General features: G+C 34.1%; 12 protein-coding genes and 2 pseudogenes. 2 read left to right on the forward strand and 12 right to left on the reverse strand.

Going from position 1 to position 15,304, the window contains the following annotated elements:
- A complete protein-coding gene (locus ACVWXS_RS19560; protein WP_456959760.1) occupies nt 1–1,638 on the reverse strand; it encodes a phosphotransferase in 1,638 nt (545 codons plus the stop codon).
- Between the two features lie 96 nt (nt 1,639–1,734).
- Between ACVWXS_RS19560 and ACVWXS_RS19565 the strand changes: the two genes are divergently transcribed.
- Nucleotides 1,735–3,756, forward strand: coding sequence for a sulfatase-like hydrolase/transferase (locus tag ACVWXS_RS19565; RefSeq protein WP_456959762.1), 2,022 nt, complete (start codon nt 1,735–1,737; stop codon nt 3,754–3,756).
- A gap of 240 nt (nt 3,757–3,996) precedes the next feature.
- Here the strand turns inward: ACVWXS_RS19565 and ACVWXS_RS19570 are convergent, their stop codons facing one another.
- The 3 genes and pseudogenes from ACVWXS_RS19570 to ACVWXS_RS19580 form a co-directional block, all read right to left on the reverse strand.
- Nucleotides 3,997–4,452 carry a hypothetical protein gene (locus ACVWXS_RS19570; RefSeq protein ID WP_456959764.1) on the reverse strand — a complete coding sequence of 152 codons (456 nt, stop codon included), beginning with the start codon at nt 4,450–4,452 and terminating at the stop codon, nt 3,997–3,999.
- A gap of 99 nt (nt 4,453–4,551) precedes the next feature.
- Nucleotides 4,552–4,757 (reverse strand): annotated as a pseudogene (locus ACVWXS_RS19575) (IS66 family transposase); the annotation flags it as partial.
- 38 nt (nt 4,758–4,795) lie between these two features.
- The gene (locus ACVWXS_RS19580) at nt 4,796–5,461 is read right to left on the reverse strand and encodes a class I SAM-dependent methyltransferase (protein ID WP_456959765.1); all 666 of its coding nucleotides are present in this window, start codon (nt 5,459–5,461) and stop codon (nt 4,796–4,798) included.
- A gap of 475 nt (nt 5,462–5,936) precedes the next feature.
- Here ACVWXS_RS19580 and ACVWXS_RS19585 point away from each other — a divergent pair.
- Nucleotides 5,937–6,992 (forward strand): annotated as a pseudogene (locus ACVWXS_RS19585) (IS4 family transposase).
- 307 nt (nt 6,993–7,299) lie between these two features.
- Here ACVWXS_RS19585 and pseC read toward each other — a convergent pair.
- From pseC to ACVWXS_RS19625, 8 genes are read right to left on the reverse strand one after another with little or no spacing between them, the layout of a single operon-like run.
- Nucleotides 7,300–8,442, reverse strand: coding sequence for a UDP-4-amino-4,6-dideoxy-N-acetyl-beta-L-altrosamine transaminase (gene pseC, locus ACVWXS_RS19590; protein ID WP_456959766.1), 1,143 nt, complete (start codon nt 8,440–8,442; stop codon nt 7,300–7,302).
- A complete protein-coding gene (gene pseI, locus ACVWXS_RS19595) occupies nt 8,439–9,485 on the reverse strand; it encodes a pseudaminic acid synthase (protein ID WP_456959767.1) in 1,047 nt (348 codons plus the stop codon). Before pseI ends, pseC begins: the two co-directional genes overlap by 4 nt.
- Complete coding sequence (gene pseG, locus ACVWXS_RS19600; RefSeq protein ID WP_456959768.1) at nt 9,482–10,450, reverse strand: UDP-2,4-diacetamido-2,4,6-trideoxy-beta-L-altropyranose hydrolase; 969 nt, start codon at nt 10,448–10,450, stop codon at nt 9,482–9,484. Before pseG ends, pseI begins: the two co-directional genes overlap by 4 nt.
- Nucleotides 10,450–11,172, reverse strand: a complete 723-nt coding sequence (locus tag ACVWXS_RS19605) for a cytidylyltransferase domain-containing protein (protein ID WP_456959769.1) — start codon at nt 11,170–11,172, stop codon at nt 10,450–10,452. Before ACVWXS_RS19605 ends, pseG begins: the two co-directional genes overlap by 1 nt.
- On the reverse strand, nt 11,169–11,705 hold the full coding sequence (pseH, locus tag ACVWXS_RS19610) for a UDP-4-amino-4,6-dideoxy-N-acetyl-beta-L-altrosamine N-acetyltransferase (protein WP_456959771.1): 537 nt from the start codon (nt 11,703–11,705) through the stop codon (nt 11,169–11,171). Before pseH ends, ACVWXS_RS19605 begins: the two co-directional genes overlap by 4 nt.
- Nucleotides 11,702–12,898, reverse strand: coding sequence for an acyl-CoA reductase (locus tag ACVWXS_RS19615; protein WP_456959772.1), 1,197 nt, complete (start codon nt 12,896–12,898; stop codon nt 11,702–11,704). Before ACVWXS_RS19615 ends, pseH begins: the two co-directional genes overlap by 4 nt.
- Nucleotides 12,895–13,953, reverse strand: a complete 1,059-nt coding sequence (locus tag ACVWXS_RS19620; protein ID WP_456959774.1) for a LuxE/PaaK family acyltransferase — start codon at nt 13,951–13,953, stop codon at nt 12,895–12,897. Before ACVWXS_RS19620 ends, ACVWXS_RS19615 begins: the two co-directional genes overlap by 4 nt.
- Nucleotides 13,950–15,281 (reverse strand): AMP-binding protein, encoded by a 1,332-nt coding sequence (locus ACVWXS_RS19625; RefSeq protein ID WP_456959775.1) that lies wholly within the window; start codon nt 15,279–15,281, stop codon nt 13,950–13,952. Before ACVWXS_RS19625 ends, ACVWXS_RS19620 begins: the two co-directional genes overlap by 4 nt.
- Between the last annotated feature and the right edge of the window lie 23 nt (nt 15,282–15,304).

Raw genomic sequence — 15,304 nt, forward strand, 5'->3', positions numbered from 1 at the left:
TCAACAGTATTCCAACCCCTTTAATAATTTGTATCCTCTTTCATATCTGTTGTGACCATAATCTCCAAAAGATTCACCATGTAATTCTTTTACGATTGTCCAAAGGCTCCAAAGGATATCCTGCACAGCTTTATAAAAATCTAACTGGAAATATTCCTCTTCTAAAAGAGCACGTTGAAAATACAATTCTAAAAAAAGCTGTTCTTCCATGTTCGTCAATTCACTTTCTAAAATAAAGGCAGCTAAATCCCAAAAAGGATTATTATATCCCGAATACTCCCAGTCAATTAAAAAAATTTTACCATCTCTCGATTTGATGAAATTTTCTGGAACTAGATCGTTGTGACAAGGACATAAGAAAAAGGATTCTAGTTGCTGAATTTTCTCATTTAAATAGACTATTCTTTCTTTTTGTTTGGAGAAATTAGGATATTTATTATCTATGTAGTAATGATTTGTTTTGTTGATAATAAATGATTCATAATCTTGGATGATATTGATAAATGAAAAATCATTATTCATTTTTACGTTAGAAGCGTGCAATTTAGACAAAATAAAAGATATTTTTTCCATATTACTTGTGATACCTGCTGATTGTTTCGACAGAGTTTCTGCGTTTTTTACATATTTCGCAATTTTGACACCATCATGAGGATTAAAGTAAAAAGTAGGTACATTAATTTCTAGAGATTCTATCGCTTTAGTGTTGATAATTTCATTATTTCGATTTACTAGACTATTTGTTCCGGCTCCAGGTATTCTAATTTGCAACTCATTTCCATCTATTAAAGTAATTTTATAATTTTTATTAGTCATCCCTCCAGAGAATTCAATTTTCTTAATCTCTTCAGGTTGTGTTCCAATAGATTGATGTAAATAATTTGAAATAAACTCCATTGTTTGCTCGCTGATTTTTTGATAAATTGTAGAATAAATACCTTCAACTGCTTTATTATATTGTTCATTGGAATCTATACTAATCCATGGTAAATTATTTTTATTAACACAGTAGAAAGTCCAAATATTATTACATTTCAACATAAAATTTTCATAGTTCAATGAATTATTCTCATTAGATTCGTATAATTTTAACATTTCTTGGAACAATGGAATAGATATTTTAGAAATACCAATCTTATCAATCAATAAAAAGTTCATTTGTTGATTGTCCCTAAAGTTGAAAATTAAACGATTACCTTCAGTACATTCACTAAAAGTTTCCTCACCAGACTCACTTAGAGTAGCACATGCGATACAGTTTGGATTAGACGAATCTAGAATAGTAACAAGAATATTTTCATCGAAAAGTAAATTACCGTCTATTAAAATGAAATCCTTAATTAGATATTTTTTCAATAGACTAAGTGACTTCATCGTGCCAGTATATCTATATTGGAAATTAAATGTAAAATTCACATTTTCATTTTCCAATTCTTCTAGAATTAAATTTTTTTTATACCCTACAACAATAAAAATCTCATGAATATTTCTGCTTTTTAAAATAGCAACTGTTCTTTTTATTAAAGTTTGATGATTAACTTTTAATAAGCAATGTGGTATGTCGAAAGCATTTGAATATCCAGAAGCCAAAATAACAGCAGTATCTATAGTATTTTTCATTTCTTTGAAACCTTCCATTCAATATTAAAACTTGGTAAAATGTGTTTAAGTACTATAAAGATTATACTATATAAGAAATTTAATTACATGAGTTCATTGTAGGAGGAAAAAGTTTTGTCAAGTAAAAATATAATCAATATTGTAAAAGATTTACATTGTCGTATTGAGGATGGTATGAACAAAACAGCGAGAGAAGAAGTAAAAATAGCTTTAGATGAGTTATCAAAAATTGCTAAAACAGAAACTTATTATATTGTTAGTACAACATTACTATTTGAATCTGGGAATTTAGAAGAAGCTGCTTTGGAGGTCAATAAAGGATTACAGCAATTTTCTTATTCTTATTCTTTGCATTTTAATGCCGCTTTAATTTGTTTTAATTTACAAAAATTTGATAAGAGCTTTTATCATTTCGGAAGATGTTTAAGATTATCAGAGAATACAGAAGAGATCGAAGCTGTACAAAATAACCTCAATGAAATGGTATATATATTGAAACAACAGCAAATTTTTTCATTAGAACAAATCCAAAAGTACCTTAAAGAAATAGATCAACTTTCTAAAGAAGTTGATGAACGAATATATCCTTTAAATAAATTTGGAGAAAGTTTAATTCGTCAAGTTCAAAACAGTGGCACTGAAAATGAAAATATGACAAATTTATACAAATCTTTGTTTATAGAAAATGTTGACGATACATTTAGATATTTCACAAAGACAGAATATTTTCAAGGGCATGAAGCAAAACATTATCAATTTGCTTTTATTAAGAAAACAACTTTACCTTTTTCTTTTTTAGAAAAAGATACTGAGTTAACAATTAAAATAAATAATACTACATATGATTTTACTAATTCTCTTTTAAAGTATAATCAATATAACTACTTGACATTCGATCCAGGAGAAATTGAAATAATCGCTAATAAACCTATATTTATTGGTAATCCGATAACATTGAATGATGAGCAAAAAAAATATAGATTAGTAGCTCATGTTTTTATCGATGGTTTATCTGGTAAATACTTAGAAGAAAATGATAAAGAATTATTAATTCCAAACATTTTAAATACATTTAATAGTAAATATGTCAATACAAATTGCTATGCTTCTGCTGATTGGACTTTTCCAAGTAACGCTGGGCTAGTTACCGCAATGGATACTATTGCACATGGTCAATACCACTCAACATTTGGACATGACTTTTCAGAGAAGCAAGAATCACTAATTGAAAAGATTCGTAAATCAGGTTATTTTACTGCTTCCTTTACTGGTGATTGGCGTGGCACTCCTCCCCATGGCTACGGAAAGAGTTTTGATCGAATTGTATTTAAAAACTCTATGGGTGGTTTTGGTGCAGGGGAAATCATGGAAGAGGTTATAGATCATTTAGAAACATTCAAAGAAAAAAACAACTATATTTGGTTAGTTTTGCCTGATTTACACGATGTTGCTGATGAAATCTTTTTGTCGATTAATAGTCAAGTAAATACTAACGTATTAAGCCGACTATATTCTAAGAAAGGAGATACTTCTGTACTTACTAATTATGATCAAAATAAAATTATCCGTTATGGAGAAGAGTTAAAAAGAATTGACTTACATTTATCAGTTCTTTTCAATTATATCAAACATAACTATGATGAAGATGACGTTCTTCTTATTATTCACTCTGATCATGGGCAAGGATATTTTGAGCAAGATCCAAAGTATTTCCTAAACAATGGGAGAACCAAAGTACCATTTATGTTGTTAGGGGGGGGAATGCAAGGAACTAGTGATAAATTAATGAGCAATCTTGATATCTACCCTACAATATTGAATTTATTGAATATCGAATATGATAAAGAAAAGTTGCATGGTAAAATATTAGAGGATTTTGGTGGTGAACAACGTAAAGAAGTGATGACGGAATCGTATCACCCTAATCAAACATATAAAGCTGTAATTTATACTAGGGATTTTGAATTTTATTTTGAGACAGAAGAAGTTGTGGATAATTTCGGAAGAATCGATTTAGAACATTTTAAAACAGATTTAATTAAATTAAATGATGAATTAACAGATACTAATCTAAAGGAACTAGTAGACTACTATACAAATTGGATTTTAGAAAAAAGAGTAATTCTTCAGAACTAGAAAAAAGATGTATACCTATAAGGAAGCTTACATTAAGTTCCTTTATAATGGTGCTGATTATATATAAATAGGTTTCTTGGTTAATGGCTTCAATTTGGATATTCAATATAGGTAAGCGTCAAATAGCGCCCACGTGTTTTTCCCTGGGCGCTTTGTTGTATATTTTAATTACTTTTCTTTGGAACGTGGCAGTCAGTCGGAATTGTCTTCGAGCAAGGTAAAATCTGATCGAGTTCTGCTTCATTGGTTACCTAAATTTGTGGTAATTATTCCAAAATGTGGCTCATCACCAAAAGTCGTGGGTGACAAAATCAGCGACCTGTTTCTAAACGTAAACGAAGGAATCAGCAATGAAACGACCGTAGCAACGTTGAACAAGTTCTCTACAAAACAAAGCCGAAGACGCTTGTATAACCCTAAACCGAAGTCATAAGTAAATGTGAGGTCGCAAGCAACACAACGATGACGTGGAATCGCCATCTCAATCCAAATCAATCCTAGGTGCCAAGCATAGCCATGACGAAAACGACGTATCGTTTGTGCATGGCGAATCGCTTTCCCTCGGCAAATTGAACATGGCACTGAATAAGCATCTACTGTAACAGGAAATACATTTGGTTCTTCATCAGATGGTAAAGAAACTTCGGAAAAAGATTGTAATAACAGTAATAGCATTTTGATAAACTTGGAGTGCAAAGCGAAAACTCCTGGTTTGTCTGAAGAACAATTACGATTCGTAAGTTTTCGCTTTTTTCTACAGTAACATGTGAAATTATTGAATTAATAGAAAATAAATTACAAATTATAGCAAAGAGCCCAAACATAGGTTAAATATTTCAGTGGGTTCAATCTGTTTTCTTCAGCTATCTCGACAATACTAGTAAATAATCGCACTCGCTTTCGCTCCTCGCATTGACTTAGCGAAAAGCCAATTTTTTCTGCCAATTACGAATGGACTTGATGGCGTGTTCACTACAATCATTATCGATTTCAAGGCGACCAAAGTTTTTTGCTACGGTAGTGATTGCATATAATAAAATTATATTTTTGTGGCACATACAGCATACCAATTTTCATTGACATCTAATTCGGTATTTTTCCACATTTCATTTGTGATAATGTTTTTTCTATCTATTTTATGTACTCTTGAAAATTTTTCAATATAATCAATTTTAAACCCACATTTTGTAATCATATCAATCATTTCAGACTGAGAATAAAATATATAACCTGGCGTATTGTATATTTTATTATCTATCAATCCATTTTCTCTTATGGAACCTGAACTAAGCAATGAATCATCATCACTTTTTAAACTCATAATTATTTTTCCATTTGTTTTTAACATATCTCTTATTATGCATATTTTATTAGGACAGTCGGCAGGATCATTATTATATGCATATAAACAATGCCATGCAATTATTAAATCATACATTTCTTTGTCGGGCATTTCTAAAAAGTCTATACATTCCACTTGTAGTTTCTCTGTAGGATAATTTTTCAAACCTATTGATGTATCAGTAACATTTTGTTGAATAATATCAATCGCTTTTACTGTAAACCCCATATCTAACATAAGTTTCGAGTGTCTACCAGCTCCACAACCTATATCTAGGCCCATTCTATTTTCATTTTCTTTTTCATTTGGAAAAGAACGAATTACCCCTCTAACACACTGATCATCAGGATATTTTCTAAACATAATTATAACCCTCCTATGAATATCTTTATTATGATTATATAGTAATCTAACCTAAGTTCAATAAAGATAGGAATTATTTATAATTATATGATATAAAAATAAAAATATTATCTATTATAGGAGTAAGTTGAATTCTAAAATATACCTTTTGAAACAAGGACTTTAAGCACACTTTAAAAATCTATTAAATAACTTTTTCAAAGAAAAACAAAAACGTTCCCAAATAAAAATTAGGTAAGAAAACACCCCATTCATTTGGAGGGCACTGAAAAAGCAGTTGAAAGTTCGATTTGATTGAACTTTCAACAGCCTTTTACTTTATAATAATGATATTAAAAGTTACTAGTGTCGCATTAAAATAATCCAACACAAAAATAAAGTCCGAATTTTCCGCAACTTAATTCATCAAAAAAAAAATCCTTTATAATGGTTAGTGGTAGTAAACCGATCTAAATCCAAAATAAAGGACAAACCTATGGATAATTTTACAGGAAAAACATCATTTGAACAATGGTTTTCACCCATTTCTATGGAATTATTGAATGAACAGGTGAAAACACATCAACTAAATTATTATACGAAGAAGCGACACATGGCTTTATTCTTGAAATTACTCTTGTATGTGCAACTCCATGAAACAGAGAGCTTGCGCGCATTGAGTGATGCCATTTTCTCAGAGGATTTACAAAAGGCAACGGAATTAGATTCGATTAGCTTCTCCCAATTAAGCCGACGACTCCATCAAGTACCGACCGAGTTCTTTCAATCGATTTTTCTTGATTTGGTGGCAAAAATTCATGACGAAACCGAAATGCATTCACAGATGGGCTAAATTTCGCAAAACAAAATCTGAGGTCAAACTACATTTACGCCTCGTTTTCATGGAAGAAGGCTGCTCTTATCCAGATCAAGCCGTGCTCACCAATGCGATAGAACACGACCGCGGCCAATTAGAAGTATTCATTGATGATAAGGAATGCATGTACGTTTTTGACCGTGGCTACTTAGATTATAAGCGTTTTGACTGCATGACGGATGATGGCTATTTCTTTGTCACACAACTACGGAAAAATGCCGTTTTTCGTGTGTTAGAACCACTTCCGTTGTCTAAAAACACATCGGTATTCTCTAATGAAATGGTTGTGATTGGGGCAATACAGAATCGATCTGAGAATGTTTTTGTTTTATTAAAGTACTCGATACAAAGGGAAATAAGTTACATTTTCTGACAAATCACTTTGATTTAGATGCCCATGAAATCGCTGAACTGTATAAATCACGCTGGGCAATCGAGCTGTTCTTCAAATGGATGAAGCAACACTTGAATATTAAAAAATTTTATGGTCACAGCGAGCAGACGGTGCACAATCAATTGTTCATTGTGATGATTGTATAATGCCTCAATGTGCTGGCGCAATTGCACATGTATAGTGACCAAACGTATTTACAAATCAGCCGGTACTTGAAGGCCGTCTTATGGAAACAAGCCCGCATCTGTTTACGTAAAATCGAAGGAAATTCCTCATCATAAAGATTTCTTATCTCTATCGCACTCGCCAAAGGTTTTAGTAAAAAAATAGATGTTCACTACCGCTGCTTCATTGTTTTCATTTTTCTTCTAAAAAGAAAAATGAAACACTGAACTAATTTATGCAACACTAATGAAAATATATATAGATTTAAACCACAAATTACATTTTTGACAATAAATAACAATACCTTACCTTAGAATATTGAGAGTTTTTATTTTTGAAAACCAGCTAATGACTAGAAATTTATCACATCGTTAACTTCTGTTAATTTAGCTTACTTTTTTAGAGTAAGCTGTGTAGAACTACTTATTTAAACTGTTTTAGTAGTTCTTTAAAATTCGGCACAATAATCGCTAAATCCTCTATTGTCATATTCGGATGAATCGGTAAGGTCAATGCTCTTTCATACCACTTTTCTGCAATTGGGCATATTCCACGTTCATAACCTAGTTTTTGATAATATGGATGCCAATAAACAGGGATATAATGCACATGAACACCTATATTCAAAGATCTCATTTGTTCAAACACAAACTTACGAGATATACCTTTAAGCTGAAGCATATACAAATGCCAACCGGAATTAGTTCCCTCTAGCTGCTGTGGAACGATAATTCCTTCTATATCTTGAAATGCCACCGTATAAAATGCTGCAATTTCACGACGTCGTTGGATAAACGTATCAATTTTTTTCAATTGTGATAAACCAAGTGCTGCTTGTAAATCAGTCATTCGATAATTATAGCCGAGGTCAGTCATTTCATAATACCAACCACCTTGTTCAGCTGAATACTCAGTTTGCTCAATACCATGACTACGGAATAATTGTAATTTACGATAATATTCCTCATTATTCGTTACAATAATACCGCCTTCAGCTGTCGTAATTGGCTTTACAGGATGGAAGCTAAACATTGTCATATCTGCCTGTGTACCAACTTTTTTCCCTTTATATTCAGCACCAAGAGAATGAGCACCATCTTCGATGACAACTAAGTTATGTTCACGTGCGACTTCCATAATAGCATCCATGTCTACTGGCTGACCTGTAAAATCAACTGGGATGATTGCCTTTGTATTTGGTGTAATCTTTTTTCTTATCTCTTCAGGATTAATGTTGTAAGTATTTGCGTCAATATCCGCAAAAACAACTGTTCCTCCCATATAACGCACACAGTTAGCACTGGCTGCGAAAGTAATTGGTGATGTAATAACTTCATCTCCAACACCAATCCCTGCCGCATAACAGGCTGCGTGAAGTGCTGCAGTTCCATTGCAAAAAGCAACTGCATATTGAGTGCCAACATAATTGGCAATTGCCTGTTCAAACTGTTGAATTTTTGGACCTTGTGTTAAAAAAGGTGAGCGCAATGTTTCTATAACCACCTGTATGTCGTCCTCATCAATAGATTGGCGACCGTAGGAAAGAAATTGATTGAGTTTTTTCATAGTAATAACTCCCAACTTAAAGGTGTTCCCTTCTTCACATCTTGCTTAACGGTCTTTCTAAGTACTAAATCATAGTATTTTGTTGGCAGCCCCAAACCTGGTCGAACATTTCGAAGATTTTCTTCCGTTAAAACGTCGCCTGCTTTTAAGTCTTCCCCAATATATAAAGAACGTCGGAATTTTGCTGAATCCTTTTCAGCTTCTGTTGGACCATATTGAATTTGTCCTAAGCTTTGCCACGCTCTTTCAGTTTCCTCTACAAGCATTTTTAACTCATGTGGCTCCATTGAAAATGCAGAATCAACTCCCCCATCAGCACGAGAGGTAGTGAAATGTTTTTCAATAACAGTTGCGCCAAGAGTTACGGCAGCAACCGATACGCCAACACCCATCGTATGATCTGATAAACCAATTTCAGTACCAAACAACTCTCGCATATGAGGTATAGTGGCTAAATTAGAGTTTGCTGGCGTTGCTGGATATGTACTTGTACATTTTAATAAAATAATTTGATGATTTCCTTCAGCTCTTGCAGCTCGAACTGCTTCGTCTAGCTCTGCAGCTGTGGCCATTCCTGTCGAAATAATAATAGGCTTACCTGTACGAGCTACTTTTCGAATTAATGGGATATCAACATTTTCAAAAGATGCAATTTTGTAAGCAGGTACATTCAAAGTTTCTAAAAAATCGACAGCTGTTTCATCAAAAGGTGAACTAAAAGCAAGTAAGCCATGTTCTTTTGCACGATTGAAAATGGCCTCATGCCATTCCCAAGGAGTATAGGCCTCTTTATACAAATTATATAAAGAATTTCCTTTCCAAAGGTTAGCATCGTCTTGAATAAAAAACTCACCCGTGTGCACATCTAATGTAATTGTATCAGGTGTATATGTTTGTAGCTTTAACGCATCCACACCAGCTTCAGCTGCTAAATCTACTAAATGTAAAGCTCTTTCTAATGATTGATTATGATTGCCAGACATTTCTGCAATAATAAAAGGCTTTGCATGTTTGCCAATTTCTTTATGTCCAATTTTAATCATGCTAACAACTCCATTATTTGTGATAACCAGGCATTTGGTTGTGGTGTGGCCGTTAATTGTAAACCGATTTTTCCAAGCCTCTCCACATCTATATCGCCTAATCTATTTAGTAAATGTTGATACGTTTCTACAGTGACATCTTCATGCCATCCTAAATTAATGACTGCTTCAAGCTGATCTGCATAGTTAGTTGTAATGAGCTGATTGTCAGCAACTATAGTACTTGAAGACGGGAGTCCAACATAACATCGCTCCCACATTGAGCTTCCACCTGCACCAATGGAAAAATCCGCTTGCCGCATAAGCTGTGCCATATAAGAAATTTGACAATGATAATGGTAATTTCGTTCACGACATATTTGCTCAATTTTTTCTTTATGTACATTTCCATTACCTACAACAACATCCACATGGGTAAAACTCAATTTTTCTAGTGCAGTCAATATTTTCGCTGTTTCATTGGTTGGATCAGCTCCCCCCATAAATACAAGAAGTCGCTGAATATTTTGATTGCGCTGTCGAATTTGCTGACGAGCTTCAATAAACTCTTCACGCATAATTAAGTACTTGGGACCTAATAATTTGATACAACGCTTTGGCACAAGCTCATCATAACGAACCTCAAAGTTTGGCACAACATTTTGATCAAGTAATACATCACAATCATGAGCTCTTGCCAAATCATCAATCACTATTAGATTTCTTGTATATGGACGAATATTTTGTTCCCATTCCAGATCAATCCCATAATGATCAATAATATAAAGATCAGCCTGTTCAGCCTTTGAAATAGTTTCATAGCCTTGTTGTGCAACATAATCTATCAAATTGCCAGTATGCGGTTCCATCCAAAATCGAACATTGCAACCTTCCCGCTTTAAATTATGAGCAATTGTTAAACAGCGCATAACATGTCCGCTTCCAATTTCTACTGAAGCATCAGTACGGATAATTATATTTTTCATTAAATCACCGGCTTCTGTTCAATGTGTGCATTTAATTTAGCAACCTCAGGTGTTTCTCTTAAATAACGAATAACTTCTGAACTAGACACTAGTGGGTCATTAAAATGCTTGGCTACTGCCGAAATTAGTTCATAATCTTCCGTAGTATCTAACGTAATACGCAGCTCAGGAGCCATACGATTTGTAGGCACATTATATGTAACTGCATTAAATTCTTGAGGGAATTCATATGCATAATAAGTGACATGCTCACGATGACGTGGTTCAGTCCCGATTTCGTGTATACGTAAAAGGGACTCATAGGAAATAAGTTCAACTGCTAAACCACGTGGAAGCTCTCCATTCATTAATACAATGTCCTTCTGCTCTGTTTTCATTAATGAAACAATCTCACTTGCCATTTCATAATCAACAAATGGACAATCTGATGTAACACGTATAACATAATCGGGCTTATACATTTTAGCGCATTGTACATAGCGATTAAGTACGTCATCTTCAGAACCACGGAAATAAGCTACCTGATGCATTTCACACCATTTTGCAATTGCATCGTCCTGTGGTAAATTACTTGTCGCAACAATTACTTTACTAACTCCTTGAATTGCTCGGCAACGTTCTATATCATATGTAAGTACATCCACATCGCCAAGCTGTTTTAAAATTTTTCCAGGTAGACGGGATGATCCCATTCTTGCTTGGATGATTACAATTGTTTTCATGCCTGCACCTCTGGAATATATTTTTTAAACTTATTACCAACCTCTTGCCAACGGGCTTTCGTCATTTCAAATACATGTACATCATGCCATACACCATTTTTACAAATATGACGTTCATAAACCCCAACTACACGTGCACCTTGTTTTAGATGAAGCTTTTGTACACCTTCATTAATATCCATAACTTCACCAATAAGCTTTTCTAGACCAAGCTCTGTAAAAGCATAATTATACATATAAGCACCTAGAAAACCCGCAAGCATTACATATTTCATATTTCCAATATAGAAATTCCAAGCGCCGCGTTTATGCTTCCGATCAATCTCTGTAATTGATATATAACCAATTATGTCACCTCTATTTTCCATTAACCAATAGCGGCCATTTTGGTCAGCTCGAATTGTATTTAGCCATTTTTTTTGATTCTCTAAGCTATATTCAATATCTGTATACATAAATCGAGTTATTTCTTCACTCGTACGCCAATCTAAAATTTGCTGAAGATGTTGTTCTTCAATTGGTATCCACTTCATATAATTATTACTTCCCTCGTAAACGATGTTAAAAAGCTCTGTCCGTCCCATACTCCATTAAAATCAAGTGCCTTTCCAATAGGGACAATCCGATCTATGCCTCGGCTTGAAATAGCATCTACTAAACTCTCAAGCTCATTGCGTTCAAAGCCATAATAAGCAATTGTTTGATCTTTATCTATTAATACATCTGCTAAATCTTCAAGTTTATCGACTTTGTATTCATAAAACAAACCACCACCACAGTGACGTTCACGAACGTCTACCGGCACATCAGATAGTTTCACACGTGAAAAATAAGTTCCATTTTTCAAATTCTCTACTTTACTGTCTGTTGCAAGAATTAAGCTTGTTGTATATTTTAAAACTTGTGTCGCAGCCATTAATTCATACTGTTTTTGCTGAATCTTTTGTTCAAAGGCTGACCAAAAACGATTGATGGCCTGTTGATTTTCTCCACACCAAGTTATTAATCTTGGAGAAGAGCACGCCATTTGATCGAACCAAAATACGTCGTTATAAAACTGCTCTAATAGACTGTCTAGCTGTACTTCATCTAATTTAGAGATTACTTCGCTATTTAAAACTGCCAACGAGAAACGGTCTGAAAAAGCAAGCTCATTGGCTATAGGAGCTAATGGTATTTCTCTGATAGCAGAAATTGTTTCATCTCCACCCCAAATTACACGTGTTTGACAAGTAGCGCTTAATAAAGCTGTTGTATTTTCTTCATGACCATACGTACATATTATCGTCTGGTTAGCTATTTTTTGAAATTCGTTACGCGCTAATTCTTCTATAATAATTTGTAGAAGTGCGTTTAATCCGTTTTGCTCCTTACTTGAAATTCGGATTACATTTCGATTGCCTGCTAGTAACGATAACATCCAGGAGTAAACAAAAATCGTATCAACATTTGATGGTGCAATATGAAAGACTGTCCCGCGCGCTCTTATAATTTTTTGAACTGTATCATGTTCAAAAGCTGTTTGCATTTCTTTTATATTTGCCTTTCGCAGCCAATAACCTAATGCTACCACTTCCGGTAATTCTCTCATTCGAAGAAAGCGCTTGGAAAGTGCTTGTGTGAATGCCACAACTTCTTGATCAAATGGTTGATTCGGTTTATTCGAAGATAGTTGCTCAATTACAACTTTAAACTCTATACTTTTCGGCCAAAATAACTGCATCATCTTGTACCTCCTTGAAACGTATCACTACACCCTCTTAGCTCGGCCTTTGGAATTCTACCTGCTACAGAGAAGTATTTCCCTTTCCAACCACATGGACAATCATCTTCCCCATGAATTGTACCTAAATCCTCAGTCAGTAATGAATGCCCTGGGTAGCTTTTGGGTAGCTCACTCAACACCTGAATAAGCCCCTGTTCTCCGTAAGGAACTGGCTCAAATGTAATCGGATTGCGAATAATGACATCAGCGTAGCTAGGTGTATGAAGATGTCCCATTCTACACTCAACAAAAATTGAACCGATCTGCTCGACCATACCGTAATAATTATGTACCTCACGAATTCCCAACTGCTCATGTAGCAAGCGATTAAAGCTTAATGAATCAACTGCTTCATCCTTGAGCTTCTTCCAGCCACCACCGTGAATTAAAACACTGTCCCCAAAATCAATATCCAAGCCTCGAGCTACTGCTTCCTTATAGACATACTGCCAAATCATAAAAGTAAAACCGAACAGTAAGATTTTCTGTCCTGCAAATTCCTTTAGAAATGCCTGTAGACCCTCGACATCCAAACTCATATCATCATTTAAAGCATAAAAATGTTTACGACCAAAATTGGAAAAACCTAAAATCCCAGCACCACGCGCACTAAAGGATTTTCTGTCCTTTAATACAGATTTTGTATCTAAAATAATCATCGGTAAGCGTTTACTGCCAAGTAGTGGTTTCATCACTTCCACCAACGTTTTTGTTTGTGAAACAGATGTTTCCTTATCTAAATAGATTTTCGACACCTGCTGCCCTGTCGTACCACTTGAGGTAAGTACTTTTACTACATCTTCTGGTGGAATCGATTTTAAATCTAATAGCTTGAATAATTGTACAGGTAGGTAGGGTACTTCCTCTAATGATCTTGCTTGATTTACAGCACCACTTTTTTCAAGCATCACTTTATAATCTGGACAGTTTTCAACATGCCATTTTGTTAAATCATTAAGTTTATCTAATAGCTGCGCTGATTTTTGCTCTCGTTTCAAATGATAAGGGGCAATCATAAACAGCTCTCCTTTAATTTCAAATAATCTGTTTTGCCATTTGCAAAGCGTGGTATATCCATCACTTTTATCTTATAAGCTGTTTTATGCAGTTTGTACAAATCCTCTACTGCATTTTTTATAGGTTCAACAAATACTTCTTGTTCAATAGCTATAATTAATTTATCGTCAGAACCAGTACAAGCTAAAGATGCATGGAAGGAGGACTCGAGTTTTTTCTCTACCTCATCCAAGTTTATTCGCAAACCAAAAAGCTTAATAAAGCGCTTCATTCGCCCAGTTATCGTAAAATATCCATCTGCATCAACAGTTGCAGTGTCACCAGTATGGAGTACGCCTCTAAGTTCATCTCCATTTGCTAAATCTTCAAGACATTCAGCATAGCCCATCATGACATTTGCACCTTTATAAATAAGCTCTCCCGTTGCTTTGTCAATTTCCAAATGGCCATCAGGAATCGGCACGCCAATTGTACTGGCTTTTTCTAACACTTTTTCAAAAGGAATATAGCTGATACGTGGTGCTGCTTCCGTCTGCCCATACATCACGTAAAAGCGTTTATCTTTTTCCTTTGCATACTCAGCAAAAAACTTCACAAGCTTTTCATTGAGTCGTCCACCAGCCTGTGTCAATGTTTTTAATGTTGGTAATTCCATTTTGGTAAAACCTATACGTTGCAACATTTGATAAGTAAAAGGCACACCTGCTATAGATGTCGCCTGTTGATCGTTTACAAAACTCCAAAATGACTTTTCCATAACACTTTCATCTGTCAGTAATAAAGAAGCACCAGCAAAGAGATGACTATTTACAATGGACATACCATAAGAATAAGAAAGTGGTAAATTCATAATGGCACGTTCATTTTCATCAATATCAAGATATTTAATAATAGATTCTGCATTTGAGCGAATATTTTCATACGATAAACGAACAAACTTTTGACTACCAGTTGTTCCAGAAGTACTCAATAAAATCGCGAGGTCAGGATGTATATTTGTGTTAATATTTCTGATTCTTACTAAACACTCACTACCTATCCCATATCCATCATAACTCTCTAAACCTACAATCCATTTTGGTTCATACTGTTTTACAATATCTTCCAAAAGTTCACAATTAATATCTGCCGAAAGTAACATCACAGCATGCTGACTATTCATCGCTGAAACATATGTTGATAGTATATCAATAGTATTCTCACATAAAATTAACACTAACTCTTTTTGTGTACTTTTAAATTCAACTCTAGAAATCTCATTGTAAGTATATGTACGTTCATGTGTAATGACTGCCACTTTATCATTTTTAAGTTTTAAAAAGTTCATTCAATCTCTCCTTCCATTGAAAA

The sequence above is a fragment of the Lysinibacillus sp. TE18511 genome, from assembly GCF_054062295.1.